Source organism: Wukongibacter baidiensis (assembly GCF_050888315.1).
Taxonomy (GTDB): domain Bacteria; phylum Bacillota; class Clostridia; order Peptostreptococcales; family Caminicellaceae; genus Wukongibacter; species Wukongibacter baidiensis.
Map to the genome: position 1 here is coordinate 3717577 of NZ_CP138202.1, position 14618 is coordinate 3732194.

The following is a 14618-nucleotide window of genomic DNA, read 5'->3' on the forward strand; positions in this document are numbered from 1 at the left end:
CCCTTTGAGTATATTAAACCCAGAAAATGGTTATAATAGCCAATAGAAAGTATGGTTGGGGGGAGAGACAATGACACAACAATATAGACAAGAAAAGAAAAAAGAAAGAACGGAAAATAAACTTTTAAACAATTTAGCTAGTGTATATGAAAAGTTTATGTATGGGCAAGTGAAAAGCGAAGGTGAACAAATACTAGAAAATATACGTATAGCCCATGAAGATTGGAAAAATGCAGAAAAATATTTTCAAAACGTAACCGACCCGGATTTGATTGATCATGCAATATTTAGAATAGAGGCTGCAAGAACTAGATATACCTACCTATTGAAGCTCGCTAGAGAAATGAATGTACATGGAGATATGCATTGAAGATAATTGCTAAGGCCTATTATTCCTATTGAATAATAGGCTATTTTTATGGGAGATTAAGAGGGAGAATAAAGTCTTTAGCAAAGATTTTTAAAGTGGAGTTTACCATGTAGAGATTCAAGTAGAACTATATACATATAATGTAAATTATTAAATCGGTAATGGTTTCAAAAGATTTATAATTTCCTACGTGATATAAAAAAGTGTAATATCTATGAGACAAACTCTATATAATATACTGTTAGACAACATACGTGGATATTGGAGGTCTAGTATGGGTATTGGAATAGAGCTTAGTGTTATTTTTGCATATGCCTTGGGACTGATATTGTTATATGTTATTGGTTATTTATTATTGTTTCCTCTCAAGTGGATACTTAAATTGATATACAATGGAATAATAGGGGGGATTCTACTTTTGGTAGTGAACCTTATAGGAAACGTAATTGGTTTTAGTATAGTCATCAATCCTGTGACGGCATTGATAGCCGGAATCCTAGGTATACCAGGTGTGATTATGCTGGTATTCTTGAAAGGGGTAATATAACCTAGGATAAGCAGTAGATAGAGAACTTTACGAAGATCGATATTTATATAAAGGTATATCATGAGTTAATACAGATTTAAATAGGTGAATAGCCTATTTATTTTTTTGCTCAAAATATTGGGCTTGACTAATACTGATTAAAGAAGATCTAATCCTGATTCCCTATAGAAAATTTGAATTATTGTAGTTGCTTTTGACGATCATTGCTTTCATTAAATAATCTGAGTTTTAGTATAAAACAAATCTGAGTGGCAATAATGACTAATGAAGATAAACAATTATATAGAGTTCATATAATGAAGCTTAATTTATGTATATGTAAATACTAAAGATTTCTAGGAAAAGATTTCTAGGAGTTTTAGATATGCATAAATTAATAGTTCTACTTGAAGCTCTATAACAGATGAGAAGAATTTGGGGAGGGAATAGTATGTTGAAATCATCTTTGAATAGTGAAATTAGAAATGATATCGGTTCGAATGCTAGTAATAGGGTTAGAAACAGTGGACATATACCTGGAGTTGTATACGGCTATGATATAGAACCTAGGGCAATTGAGATTGACCAGAGAGAGGTAAACAATATTCTAAGGAATCATGGTGCTAATGTGTTGTTAGACTTAGATATAGATGGAAAAAAGATAACCTCTGTGATCAAAGAATTACAAAGAGATCCAGTACATAAGCAGATAATACATATTGATTTTCAAAGCGTTTCCTTCGACAAGCCTATACAGGCTACTGTACCTATTACCTTGAGTGGTAGACAACTAGTAGAAGATAGTTTTTCTACCATACAGCATCAACTTAGAGAAGTTCAGATAGAATGTTTACCTCAAAACATACCAGAGAGTATAGAAGTGAGTGTTAAAGACTTGGTCTTTGGACATCCTATTAAGATTGGAGATATAGAATTCGCAGAAGAACTTACAGTTCTTAATGAAGATAAAGAAGTCATTGCTTCGCTGACTAAGGCAGGAAGACTTGATGATGAAGAAGTAGAAGAGCAACTTCTAACTGAGTCAGATTATGAACCGATTGAAGAAGAATAGAAAAAAAGCCCATGAGAAATAGTCTCGTGGGCTTCTACGTTTTATAATGACTTTGTAAACTCGTCCAGTCTTCTTATACCTTCTTCAACATCATTAATGTCAGCGCAATACACGATTCTAACATAGTCATCTATTCCAAAGGCTATTCCTGGAACTATGGCAACATTGTAATCTTCTAAAAATTTCTTGCAGAATTCAACGGAATAACTATCCTCAAAATCAAACTTATCTTTAAATGAAGATACATCTAAAAATATGTAAAAGGCTCCCTCGGGATTTATAAATGATATACCATCTAGTTTTGAAAGTAATGAAACTGCCTTGTCTCTACGTTGGGCATATATATCTACCATTTTAGCTATATCATCTTCGCATAAAGTAAGAGCTCCGTATGCAGTCCATTGGGAAATGGTAGAAGGATGAGAAACTAAATGCCCTTGAATAGTTGAAATGGCTCTTGCTATCTTTTTTGAAGAAGCCGAATAACCTACTCTCCAACCAGTCATTGCTGCGGATTTTGATAGACCATTTATAGTTATAGTGATTTCTTTAGCTTCGTCGGATAAGGCTGCGATACTTGTAAACTTACCAGTGTATCGTATTCTCTCATATATCTCATCAGCTAATATATACATGTTATTATTTAGAGCCACATCTACAATAGATCTTAGCTCTTCCTCTGTATATATAGCACCAGTAGGATTTGAAGGATTGTTGATTAGTAAGAGTTTTGTTTTAGAAGAAATAGCATTTTTAAGTTCGTCCGATGTCAACTTAAAGTCATTATCTTTTTTAGTCTCGATATAAACTGGCACACCTCCGACCATTTTAACCATTTCTGAATAACTTACCCAGAAAGGTTTGGGGATGATTACCTCATCACCAGGATCTAAAAGAGCCATTAATGTATTTGTAATGGAATGTTTAGCTCCGCTAGAAACAATTATCTCGTCTAATTCATAGTGAATATTGTTTTCTTCTCTCAATTTATCACAGATTGCCCTTCTAAGCTCCTTTAAACCTGCGGCGGCATCGTACTTAGTTCTGTTTTCTTGAATTGCTTCAAGGCCTTTCTTCTTTGCGGACTCGGGAGTAAAAAAATCTGGTTCCCCAATACTTAGGTTAATTATATCGATGCCTTGGCTTTTCAGTTCACTAACCTTTGTGCTTATCTCTATGGTATAAGAAGGGGTTACGTGGTCTAGCTTTTTTGATAACATTATAAATCACTCCTTAGTATAGAGTTCATAAAGTAAAACTCAATCTATACATATTAAAACCCTTAATGGCTCTTCATGGCTCTTCGAAAATTTTAGAGGTATAGATGTACATAAACATAATAGTTTTACTTAAATCCCTATAAAACTGTTTATTATTTAATGTATATTAAAGTGGTGAGTTTTGCAATAAAACAAAAAACTTTTTATGGGTTTTATTAATAAGAAAGCTGTATTCAATATAAAGTATTGTGCGACATAATCATTAGTTTTAAAAAGGGCATTACAAAAGAAAAATATACCAATTGACATTATGGGAGTAACGTGGTAATATATTACTTGTCGCTGAAAACGGCGATAAAAAATGTCGAAAAAAGTTATTGACAAGATGAAAAAGATTTGATATAATAATTCTTGTCGCTAAAACGACAGAAAAAACTTTGGACATTGAAAACTAAACAGTGTAAGGAATTAAACCTTAGTTTGATATAATTCAAGCTAAAGAAGTAATAAACGCCAGATTTTTTTTAAGAGTTTGATCCTGGCTCAGGATGAACGCTGGCGGCGTGCTTAACACATGCAAGTCGAGCGAGAAGGTTATGACTGATTCTTCGGATGAAGGATTAACTGGAAAGCGGCGGACGGGTGAGTAACGCGTGGGTAACCTGCCTTGTACAGAGGGATAGCCACTGGAAACGGTGATTAATACCTCATAAAACTATAGCGTCGCATGGCGCATTAGTCAAAACTCAGGTGGTACAAGATGGACCCGCGTCTGATTAGCTAGTTGGTGGGGTAAAGGCCTACCAAGGCGACGATCAGTAGCCGACCTGAGAGGGTGATCGGCCACACTGGAACTGAGACACGGTCCAGACTCCTACGGGAGGCAGCAGTGGGGAATATTGCACAATGGGCGAAAGCCTGATGCAGCAACGCCGCGTGAGTGAAGAAGGCTTTCGGGTCGTAAAACTCTGTCCTAAGGGAAGAATAATGACGGTACCTTAGGAGGAAGCCCCGGCTAACTACGTGCCAGCAGCCGCGGTAATACGTAGGGGGCAAGCGTTATCCGGAATCACTGGGCGTAAAGGGTGCGTAGGCGGCCAAATAAGCCAGAGGTGAAAGGCTACGGCTCAACCGTAGTAAGCCTTTGGAACTGTATGGCTTGAGTGCAGGAGAGGAGAGTGGAATTCCTAGTGTAGCGGTGAAATGCGTAGATATTAGGAGGAACACCAGTGGCGAAGGCGACTCTCTGGACTGCAACTGACGCTGAGGCACGAAAGCGTGGGGAGCGAACAGGATTAGATACCCTGGTAGTCCACGCCGTAAACGATGAGTGCTAGGTGTCGGGGGTTCACACCCTCGGTGCCGGAGTTAACGCATTAAGCACTCCGCCTGGGGAGTACGGTCGCAAGACTGAAACTCAAAGGAATTGACGGGGACCCGCACAAGTAGCGGAGCATGTGGTTTAATTCGAAGCAACGCGAAGAACCTTACCAGGACTTGACATCCCTGTGACCGGTACTTAATCGTACCTTTCCCTTCGGGGACAGAGGAGACAGGTGGTGCATGGTTGTCGTCAGCTCGTGTCGTGAGATGTTGGGTTAAGTCCCGCAACGAGCGCAACCCTTGTCTTTAGTTGCCAGCAGGTTAAGCTGGGCACTCTAGAGAGACTGCCGGTGACAAACCGGAGGAAGGTGGGGATGACGTCAAATCATCATGCCCCTTATGTTCTGGGCTACACACGTGCTACAATGGCTGGTACAACGGGAAGCGAATGAGTAATCTGGAGCGAATCCCAAAAAGCCAGTCCCAGTTCGGATTGTGGGCTGCAACTCGCCCACATGAAGTTGGAGTTACTAGTAATCGCGGATCAGAATGTCGCGGTGAATGCGTTCCCGGGTCTTGTACACACCGCCCGTCACACCATGGGAGTTGGGGGCACCCGAAGTCAGCTATCTAACTTTTTAAGAGGAAGCTGCCGAAGGTGAAATCAATGACTGGGGTGAAGTCGTAACAAGGTAGCCGTATCGGAAGGTGCGGCTGGATCACCTCCTTTCTAAGGAGAAAACCTTACACTGTTTAGTTTTGAATGTCTAAGGACATTCAAATTTTGTTCTTTGAAAACTGAACAATGGAGAGAAACAGAATTGCTATAAAAGCAATTTCACTGAGTTAATTTAACTTTTGTAAAAAGGTTTTATTGACTAATATAATGGTCAAGTTATTAAGGGCATAGGGTGAATGCCTTGGCACCAGGAGCCGATGAAGGACGTGGTAAGCTGCGATAAGTCTCGGGTAGCTGCAAGCAAGCTTTGATCCGGGAATTTCCGAATGGGGAAACCCATCTAAGTAAACCTTAGATACCTTCTGCTGAATACATAGGCAGTTGGAGGCAACCAGGGGAACTGAAACATCTAAGTACCCTGAGGAAGAGAAAGAAAAATCGATTCCCTCAGTAGCGGCGAGCGAAAGGGGAAGAGCCCAAACCTAGAGCTACGGCTTTAGGGGTTGTGGATAGAGCCATAAAGAGGAAGGTATTCTAACCGAAGAGGTCTGGAAAGGCCCACCGCAGAAGGTGAAAGTCCTGTAGGTGAAAGAAGAAGATCCTTGGCACTACTCCAGAGTACCACGAGGCACGTGAAACCTTGTGGGAAGCTGGGAGGACCACCTCCCAAGGCTAAATACTACCTGGTGACCGATAGAGGATAGTACCGTGAGGGAAAGGTGAAAAGAACCCCGGGAGGGGAGTGAAATAGAACCTGAAACCCTATGTCTACAAGCAGTGGAAGTTCTTTATATGAACGACCATGTACTTTTTGTAGAACGGGCCAACGAGTTACGGTATGCAGCAAGGTTAAGGACCTTTGGTCTGGAGCCGCAGCGAAAGCGAGTCTTAACTGGGCGAATTTAGTTGCATGCCGTAGACCCGAAACCGGGTGACCTATCCATGGGCAGGATGAAGCGAAAGTAAAATTTCGTGGAGGTCCGAACCGTTTAGCGTTGAAAAGCTATCGGATGACCTGTGGATAGCGGAGAAATTCCAATCGAACTCGGAGATAGCTGGTTCTCCCCGAAATAGCTTTAGGGCTAGCCTCAGATTTAGAGAAACGGAGGTAGAGCACTGAATGGCCTAGGGGGCTTCACCGCCTACCGAAGCCTATCAAACTCCGAATGCCGTATTCTTTTATCTGGGAGTCAGACTGCGGGTGATAAGATTCGTAGTCGAGAGGGAAACAGCCCAGACCATCAGCTAAGGTCCCTAAATACAGATTAAGTGGGAAAGGATGTGGAGCTGCTTAGACAACTAGGATGTTGGCTTAGAAGCAGCCACTCATTTAAAGAGTGCGTAATAGCTCACTAGTCGAGTGGCTCTGCGCCGAAAATTACCGGGGCTCAAATCTGTTACCGAAGCTATGGCTTGCCGTATGGCAGGGGTAGGGGAGCATTGTATATCGGCTGAAGCTGTACCGTAAGGAGCAGTGGACTTTATACAAGAGAGAATGTTGGCATAAGTAGCGAGAGGTAGGTGAGAATCCTACCCGCCGAAAACCTAAGGTTTCCTGAGGAAGGCTCGTCCGCTCAGGGTAAGTCGGGACCTAAGCCGAGGACGAAAGTCGTAGGCGATGGACAACAGGTGAAGATTCCTGTACCACCACTTTATCGTTTGAGGAATGGAGGGACGCAGGAGGATAGGCAAAGCCCACGGTTGGTTGAGTGGGTTCAAGCCCGTAGGGAGCAGAGATAGGCAAATCCGTCTTTGCAATCCTGAAAGGTGATGAGGAGCGAAAAATAAGTAGCGAACTTGCTGATTCCACACTGACAAGAAAAGCTTCTACCGAGATAAAAGGTGCCCGTACCGTAAACCGACACAGGTAGGTGAGGAGAGAATCCTAAGGCGAGCGAGATAACTACTGTTAAGGAACTCGGCAAAATGACCCCGTAACTTAGGGAGAAGGGGTGCCACGTTAGGGTGAATAGCCCGAGGTGGCCGCAGAGAATAGGCCCAAGCGACTGTTTAGCAAAAACACAGGTCTCTGCTAAATCGAAAGATGATGTATAGGGGCTGACGCCTGCCCGGTGCTGGAAGGTTAAGGGAAGTGGTTAGCGTATGCGAAGCTGTGAACCGAAGCCCCAGTAAACGGCGGCCGTAACTATAACGGTCCTAAGGTAGCGAAATTCCTTGTCGGGTAAGTTCCGACCCGCACGAAAGGCGTAACGATTTGGGCACTGTCTCAACAGTAGGCTCGGTGAAATTGTAGTACCGGTAAAGATGCCGGTTACCCGCAGCAGGACGGAAAGACCCCGTGGAGCTTTACTGTAGCTTGGCACTGGATTTTGGTATTGCATGTACAGGATAGGTGGGAGACTTAGAAGCATGGACGCCAGTTTGTGCGGAGTCGTTGTTGGGATACCACTCTTGTAATACTGAAGTTCTAACCAGAGACCGTGATCCGGTCTTGGGACACTGTCAGGTGGGCAGTTTGACTGGGGCGGTCGCCTCCCAAAAAGTAACGGAGGCGCCCAAAGGTTCCCTCAGCGCGGTTGGAAATCGCGCGAAGAGTGCAAAGGCAGAAGGGAGCTTGATTGCGAGACATACAGGTCGAGCAAGGACGAAAGTCGGGCTTAGTGATCCGGTGGTTCCGAGTGGAAGGGCCATCGCTCAACGGATAAAAGCTACCCCGGGGATAACAGGCTTATCTCCCCCAAGAGTCCACATCGACGGGGAGGTTTGGCACCTCGATGTCGGCTCGTCTCATCCTGGGGCTGTAGTAGGTCCCAAGGGTTGGGCTGTTCGCCCATTAAAGAGGCACGCGAGCTGGGTTCAGAACGTCGTGAGACAGTTCGGTCCCTATCCGCTGTGGGCGCAGGAAATTTGAGAGGAGCTGTCCTTAGTACGAGAGGACCGGGATGGACGTACCTCTGGTGCATCAGTTGTTCCGCCAGGAGCACCGCTGAGTAGCTATGTACGGAAGGGATAAGCGCTGAAGGCATCTAAGCGCGAAGCCCACCTTAAGATAAGATTTCCCATCCATTTATGGATTAAGACCCCAGAAAGACTATCTGGTTGATAGGCCTAAGGTGTAAGGGCAGTAATGTCTTTAGCTGATAGGTACTAATAGGTCGAGGACTTGACCATACTTTCCATTGTTCAGTTTTGAGAGAATAAAGTAATTTATTATCTCTAACTTAAAATTAAATTAATGACATTTATTCGCTTAAAAGCGAAAAATCCGGTGGCAATAGCGAAGAGGATACACCTGTTCCCATATCGAACACAGAAGTTAAGCTCTTCAGCGCTGATGGTACTTGGCGGGCAGCTGCCTGGGAGAGTAAGTCGTTGCCGGTTTGTGAAAGAGCCAGAAGACAAATTACTTCTGACTCTTTTATTTATCTAATAAAGGTTAAAGTTGCATATATGATTTAAAAAATATGCAATAAATACCAATTGACAAAGTAATAAAAGCATGGTAACATATTGTTTGTCGCTGAAAAACAGCGGCGAAAAAAATGTCGAAAAAAGTGTTGACAAGATGAAAAAGATTTGATATAATAATTCTTGTCGCTAAAACGACAGAAAAAAACTTTGGACATTGAAAACTAAACAGTGTAAGGAATTAAACCTTAGTTTGATATAATTCAAGCTAAAGATAATAAACGCCAGATTTTTTTTAAGAGTTTGATCCTGGCTCAGGATGAACGCTGGCGGCGTGCTTAACACATGCAAGTCGAGCGAGAAGGTTATGACTGATTCTTCGGATGAAGGATTAACTGGAAAGCGGCGGACGGGTGAGTAACGCGTGGGTAACCTGCCTTGTACAGAGGGATAGCCACTGGAAACGGTGATTAATACCTCATAAAACTATAGCGTCGCATGGCGCATTAGTCAAAACTCAGGTGGTACAAGATGGACCCGCGTCTGATTAGCTAGTTGGTGGGGTAAAGGCCTACCAAGGCGACGATCAGTAGCCGACCTGAGAGGGTGATCGGCCACACTGGAACTGAGACACGGTCCAGACTCCTACGGGAGGCAGCAGTGGGGAATATTGCACAATGGGCGAAAGCCTGATGCAGCAACGCCGCGTGAGTGAAGAAGGCTTTCGGGTCGTAAAACTCTGTCCTAAGGGAAGAATAATGACGGTACCTTAGGAGGAAGCCCCGGCTAACTACGTGCCAGCAGCCGCGGTAATACGTAGGGGGCAAGCGTTATCCGGAATCACTGGGCGTAAAGGGTGCGTAGGCGGCCAAATAAGCCAGAGGTGAAAGGCTACGGCTCAACCGTAGTAAGCCTTTGGAACTGTATGGCTTGAGTGCAGGAGAGGAGAGTGGAATTCCTAGTGTAGCGGTGAAATGCGTAGATATTAGGAGGAACACCAGTGGCGAAGGCGACTCTCTGGACTGCAACTGACGCTGAGGCACGAAAGCGTGGGGAGCGAACAGGATTAGATACCCTGGTAGTCCACGCCGTAAACGATGAGTGCTAGGTGTCGGGGGTTCACACCCTCGGTGCCGGAGTTAACGCATTAAGCACTCCGCCTGGGGAGTACGGTCGCAAGACTGAAACTCAAAGGAATTGACGGGGACCCGCACAAGTAGCGGAGCATGTGGTTTAATTCGAAGCAACGCGAAGAACCTTACCAGGACTTGACATCCCTGTGACCGGTACTTAATCGTACCTTTCCCTTCGGGGACAGAGGAGACAGGTGGTGCATGGTTGTCGTCAGCTCGTGTCGTGAGATGTTGGGTTAAGTCCCGCAACGAGCGCAACCCTTGTCTTTAGTTGCCAGCAGGTTAAGCTGGGCACTCTAGAGAGACTGCCGGTGACAAACCGGAGGAAGGTGGGGATGACGTCAAATCATCATGCCCCTTATGTTCTGGGCTACACACGTGCTACAATGGCTGGTACAACGGGAAGCGAATGAGTAATCTGGAGCGAATCCCAAAAAGCCAGTCCCAGTTCGGATTGTGGGCTGCAACTCGCCCACATGAAGTTGGAGTTACTAGTAATCGCGGATCAGAATGTCGCGGTGAATGCGTTCCCGGGTCTTGTACACACCGCCCGTCACACCATGGGAGTTGGGGGCACCCGAAGTCAGCTATCTAACTTTTTAAGAGGAAGCTGCCGAAGGTGAAATCAATGACTGGGGTGAAGTCGTAACAAGGTAGCCGTATCGGAAGGTGCGGCTGGATCACCTCCTTTCTAAGGAGAAAACCTTACACTGTTTAGTTTTGAATGTCTAAGGATGTTCAATAAAATATGGGCTTATAGCTCAGCTGGTTAGAGCGCACGCCTGATAAGCGTGAGGTCGGTGGTTCAAGTCCACTTAAGCCCACCAAGTCAACAAAATTTTATAGCGAACCTTTAGGTTTGAGGGAAATTTTGTGTTTTTTATCGAAAGGTAAAAAGACTACCATCATAATTTTGTTCTTTGAAAACTGAACAATGGAGAGAAACAGAATTGCTATAAAAGCAATTTCACTGAGTTAATTTAACTTTTGTAAAAAGGTTTTATTGACTAATATAATGGTCAAGTTATTAAGGGCATAGGGTGAATGCCTTGGCACCAGGAGCCGACGAAGGACGTGGTAAGCTGCGATAAGTCTCGGGTAGCTGCAAGCAAGCTTTGATCCGGGAATTTCCGAATGGGGAAACCCATCTAAGTAAACCTTAGATACCTTCTGCTGAATACATAGGCAGTTGGAGGCAACCAGGGGAACTGAAACATCTAAGTACCCTGAGGAAGAGAAAGAAAAATCGATTCCCTCAGTAGCGGCGAGCGAAAGGGGAAGAGCCCAAACCTAGAGCTACGGCTTTAGGGGTTGTGGATAGAGCCATAAAGAGGAAGGTATTCTAACCGAAGAGGTCTGGAAAGGCCCACCGCAGAAGGTGAAAGTCCTGTAGGTGAAAGAAGAAGATCCTTGGCACTACTCCAGAGTACCACGAGGCACGTGAAACCTTGTGGGAAGCTGGGAGGACCACCTCCCAAGGCTAAATACTACCTGGTGACCGATAGAGGATAGTACCGTGAGGGAAAGGTGAAAAGAACCCCGGGAGGGGAGTGAAATAGAACCTGAAACCCTATGTCTACAAGCAGTGGAAGTTCTTTATATGAACGACCATGTACTTTTTGTAGAACGGGCCAACGAGTTACGGTATGCAGCAAGGTTAAGGACCTTTGGTCTGGAGCCGCAGCGAAAGCGAGTCTTAACTGGGCGAATTTAGTTGCATGCCGTAGACCCGAAACCGGGTGACCTATCCATGGGCAGGATGAAGCGAAAGTAAAATTTCGTGGAGGTCCGAACCGTTTAGCGTTGAAAAGCTATCGGATGACCTGTGGATAGCGGAGAAATTCCAATCGAACTCGGAGATAGCTGGTTCTCCCCGAAATAGCTTTAGGGCTAGCCTCAGATTTAGAGAAACGGAGGTAGAGCACTGAATGGCCTAGGGGGCTTCACCGCCTACCGAAGCCTATCAAACTCCGAATGCCGTATTCTTTTATCTGGGAGTCAGACTGCGGGTGATAAGATTCGTAGTCGAGAGGGAAACAGCCCAGACCATCAGCTAAGGTCCCTAAATACAGATTAAGTGGGAAAGGATGTGGAGCTGCTTAGACAACTAGGATGTTGGCTTAGAAGCAGCCACTCATTTAAAGAGTGCGTAATAGCTCACTAGTCGAGTGGCTCTGCGCCGAAAATTACCGGGGCTCAAATCTGTTACCGAAGCTATGGCTTGCCGTATGGCAGGGGTAGGGGAGCATTGTATATCGGCTGAAGCTGTACCGTAAGGAGCAGTGGACTTTATACAAGAGAGAATGTTGGCATAAGTAGCGAGAGGTAGGTGAGAATCCTACCCGCCGAAAACCTAAGGTTTCCTGAGGAAGGCTCGTCCGCTCAGGGTAAGTCGGGACCTAAGCCGAGGACGAAAGTCGTAGGCGATGGACAACAGGTGAAGATTCCTGTACCACCACTTTATCGTTTGAGGAATGGAGGGACGCAGGAGGATAGGCAAAGCCCACGGTTGGTTGAGTGGGTTCAAGCCCGTAGGGAGCAGAGATAGGCAAATCCGTCTTTGCAATCCTGAAAGGTGATGAGGAGCGAAAAATAAGTAGCGAACTTGCTGATTCCACACTGACAAGAAAAGCTTCTACCGAGATAAAAGGTGCCCGTACCGTAAACCGACACAGGTAGGTGAGGAGAGAATCCTAAGGCGAGCGAGATAACTACTGTTAAGGAACTCGGCAAAATGACCCCGTAACTTAGGGAGAAGGGGTGCCACGTTAGGGTGAATAGCCCGAGGTGGCCGCAGAGAATAGGCCCAAGCGACTGTTTAGCAAAAACACAGGTCTCTGCTAAATCGAAAGATGATGTATAGGGGCTGACGCCTGCCCGGTGCTGGAAGGTTAAGGGAAGTGGTTAGCGTATGCGAAGCTGTGAACCGAAGCCCCAGTAAACGGCGGCCGTAACTATAACGGTCCTAAGGTAGCGAAATTCCTTGTCGGGTAAGTTCCGACCCGCACGAAAGGCGTAACGATTTGGGCACTGTCTCAACAGTAGGCTCGGTGAAATTGTAGTACCGGTAAAGATGCCGGTTACCCGCAGCAGGACGGAAAGACCCCGTGGAGCTTTACTGTAGCTTGGCACTGGATTTTGGTATTGCATGTACAGGATAGGTGGGAGACTTAGAAGCATGGACGCCAGTTTGTGCGGAGTCGTTGTTGGGATACCACTCTTGTAATACTGAAGTTCTAACCAGAGACCGTGATCCGGTCTTGGGACACTGTCAGGTGGGCAGTTTGACTGGGGCGGTCGCCTCCCAAAAAGTAACGGAGGCGCCCAAAGGTTCCCTCAGCGCGGTTGGAAATCGCGCGAAGAGTGCAAAGGCAGAAGGGAGCTTGATTGCGAGACATACAGGTCGAGCAAGGACGAAAGTCGGGCTTAGTGATCCGGTGGTTCCGAGTGGAAGGGCCATCGCTCAACGGATAAAAGCTACCCCGGGGATAACAGGCTTATCTCCCCCAAGAGTCCACATCGACGGGGAGGTTTGGCACCTCGATGTCGGCTCGTCTCATCCTGGGGCTGTAGTAGGTCCCAAGGGTTGGGCTGTTCGCCCATTAAAGAGGCACGCGAGCTGGGTTCAGAACGTCGTGAGACAGTTCGGTCCCTATCCGCTGTGGGCGCAGGAAATTTGAGAGGAGCTGTCCTTAGTACGAGAGGACCGGGATGGACGTACCTCTGGTGCATCAGTTGTTCCGCCAGGAGCACCGCTGAGTAGCTATGTACGGAAGGGATAAGCGCTGAAGGCATCTAAGCGCGAAGCCCACCTTAAGATAAGATTTCCCATCCATTTATGGATTAAGACCCCAGAAAGACTATCTGGTTGATAGGCCTAAGGTGTAAGGGCAGTAATGTCTTTAGCTGATAGGTACTAATAGGTCGAGGACTTGACCATACTTTCCATTGTTCAGTTTTGAGAGAATAAATACAATTTATTACCTCTAACTTAAAATTAAATTAATGATATTTATTCGCTTAAAAGCGAAAAATCCGGTGGCAATAGCGAAGAGGATACACCTGTTCCCATATCGAACACAGAAGTTAAGCTCTTCAGCGCTGATGGTACTTGGTGGGCAGCCGCCTGGGAGAGTAAGTCGTTGCCGGTTTGTGAAAGAGCCAGAAGATAAACTATTTCTGACTCTTTTACTTATCTAGTGAAGGGTATATTTGTATATATAAGCTAAAACATTTTTTAGAATTAAGACAATATACAAAAAATACCATTTGACAAAATAGCGGAAACATGGTAACATATTATTTGTCGCTGAAAAAAATAAAAAATTAGTAGAGCGACATTCAAGGCCAATAATTTGGCCCCTTGGTCAAGCGGTTAAGACACCGCCCTTTCACGGCGGTAACAGGGGTTCGAGTCCCCTAGGGGTCACCAATATTTAGCTTCTAGTTATTAGAAGCTGACTTGGGCGCATAGCTCAGCTGGGAGAGCACCTGCCTTACAAGCAGGGGGTCACAGGTTCAAGTCCTGTTGCGCCCACCAAGTTATTTGTCTAGTTGCAAATAAGCTATCATTTAAAATACGGTCCAGTAGTTCAGTTGGCTAGAACGCTAGCCTGTCACGCTAGAGGTCGAGGGTTCGAGTCCCTTCTGGATCGCCATTATGCTGGTGTAGCTCAATTGGCAGAGCAGCTGACTTGTAATCAGCAGGTTGCGGGTTCGAGTCCCATCACCAGCTCCACGATAAATATGGAGGGATGCCCGAGTGGCTAAAGGGGGCGGACTGTAAATCCGTTGACTGAGTCTACACTGGTTCGAATCCAGTTCCCTCCACCATACTATGCGGGTATGGCGGAATTGGCAGACGCGCTAGACTTAGGATCTAGTGTCTTGTACGTGGGGGTTCAAGTCCCTCTACCCGCACCATTA

4 protein-coding genes, 7 tRNA genes and 6 rRNA genes are annotated in these 14618 nt (G+C 45.3%); 16 read left to right on the top strand and 1 reads right to left on the bottom strand.

From position 1 onward, the window contains the following. The first annotated feature begins 70 nt into the window (after window positions 1-70). The 3 genes from R9X47_RS16785 to R9X47_RS16795 all read left to right on the top strand — a co-directional run bounded on the left by R9X47_RS16785 (window position 71) and on the right by R9X47_RS16795 (window position 1968). Window positions 71-370, top strand: a complete 300-nt coding sequence (locus R9X47_RS16785) for a DUF2508 family protein (protein ID WP_432662206.1) — start codon at window positions 71-73, stop codon at window positions 368-370. Window positions 371-644: 274 nt separating this feature from the next. Then, on the top strand, window positions 645-917 hold the full coding sequence (locus R9X47_RS16790) for a pro-sigmaK processing inhibitor BofA family protein (RefSeq protein ID WP_432662207.1): 273 nt from the start codon (window positions 645-647) through the stop codon (window positions 915-917). A 430-nt stretch (window positions 918-1347) separates the two neighbouring features. Next, window positions 1348-1968, top strand: coding sequence for a 50S ribosomal protein L25 (locus R9X47_RS16795; RefSeq protein WP_432662208.1), 621 nt, complete (start codon window positions 1348-1350; stop codon window positions 1966-1968). A gap of 41 nt (window positions 1969-2009) precedes the next feature. Here the strand turns inward: R9X47_RS16795 and R9X47_RS16800 are convergent, their stop codons facing one another. After that, window positions 2010-3188: a pyridoxal phosphate-dependent aminotransferase gene (locus R9X47_RS16800; RefSeq protein WP_432662209.1), complete on the bottom strand. Its 1179-nt coding sequence runs from the start codon at window positions 3186-3188 to the stop codon at window positions 2010-2012. Window positions 3189-3708: 520 nt separating this feature from the next. Here R9X47_RS16800 and R9X47_RS16805 point away from each other — a divergent pair. The 13 genes from R9X47_RS16805 to R9X47_RS16865 all read left to right on the top strand — a co-directional run bounded on the left by R9X47_RS16805 (window position 3709) and on the right by R9X47_RS16865 (window position 14615). Beyond that, window positions 3709-5241, top strand: a 16S ribosomal RNA gene (locus R9X47_RS16805). A 158-nt stretch (window positions 5242-5399) separates the two neighbouring features. Beyond that, window positions 5400-8322, top strand: a 23S ribosomal RNA gene (locus R9X47_RS16810). 93 nt (window positions 8323-8415) lie between these two features. Then, window positions 8416-8532: ribosomal RNA gene (rrf, locus tag R9X47_RS16815) — 5S ribosomal RNA — on the top strand. A 318-nt stretch (window positions 8533-8850) separates the two neighbouring features. Beyond that, window positions 8851-10383 (top strand): 16S ribosomal RNA (locus R9X47_RS16820). A gap of 59 nt (window positions 10384-10442) precedes the next feature. Beyond that, window positions 10443-10519 (top strand) — tRNA-Ile (locus R9X47_RS16825). Between the two features lie 190 nt (window positions 10520-10709). Then, window positions 10710-13632 (top strand): 23S ribosomal RNA (locus R9X47_RS16830). Window positions 13633-13726: 94 nt separating this feature from the next. After that, window positions 13727-13843: ribosomal RNA gene (rrf, locus tag R9X47_RS16835) — 5S ribosomal RNA — on the top strand. The 16S, 23S and 5S rRNA genes sit together here with 7 tRNA genes alongside, the layout of an rRNA operon. A gap of 206 nt (window positions 13844-14049) precedes the next feature. Further along, window positions 14050-14124: transfer RNA gene (locus R9X47_RS16840), tRNA-Glu, on the top strand. 32 nt (window positions 14125-14156) lie between these two features. After that, window positions 14157-14232 (top strand) — tRNA-Val (locus R9X47_RS16845). Between the two features lie 41 nt (window positions 14233-14273). Continuing rightward, window positions 14274-14350, top strand: a tRNA-Asp gene (locus R9X47_RS16850). A gap of 4 nt (window positions 14351-14354) precedes the next feature. After that, window positions 14355-14430 (top strand) — tRNA-Thr (locus R9X47_RS16855). Window positions 14431-14440: 10 nt separating this feature from the next. Continuing rightward, window positions 14441-14525: transfer RNA gene (locus tag R9X47_RS16860), tRNA-Tyr, on the top strand. A 6-nt stretch (window positions 14526-14531) separates the two neighbouring features. Further along, window positions 14532-14615, top strand: a tRNA-Leu gene (locus R9X47_RS16865). Window positions 14616-14618: the final 3 nt, after the last annotated feature.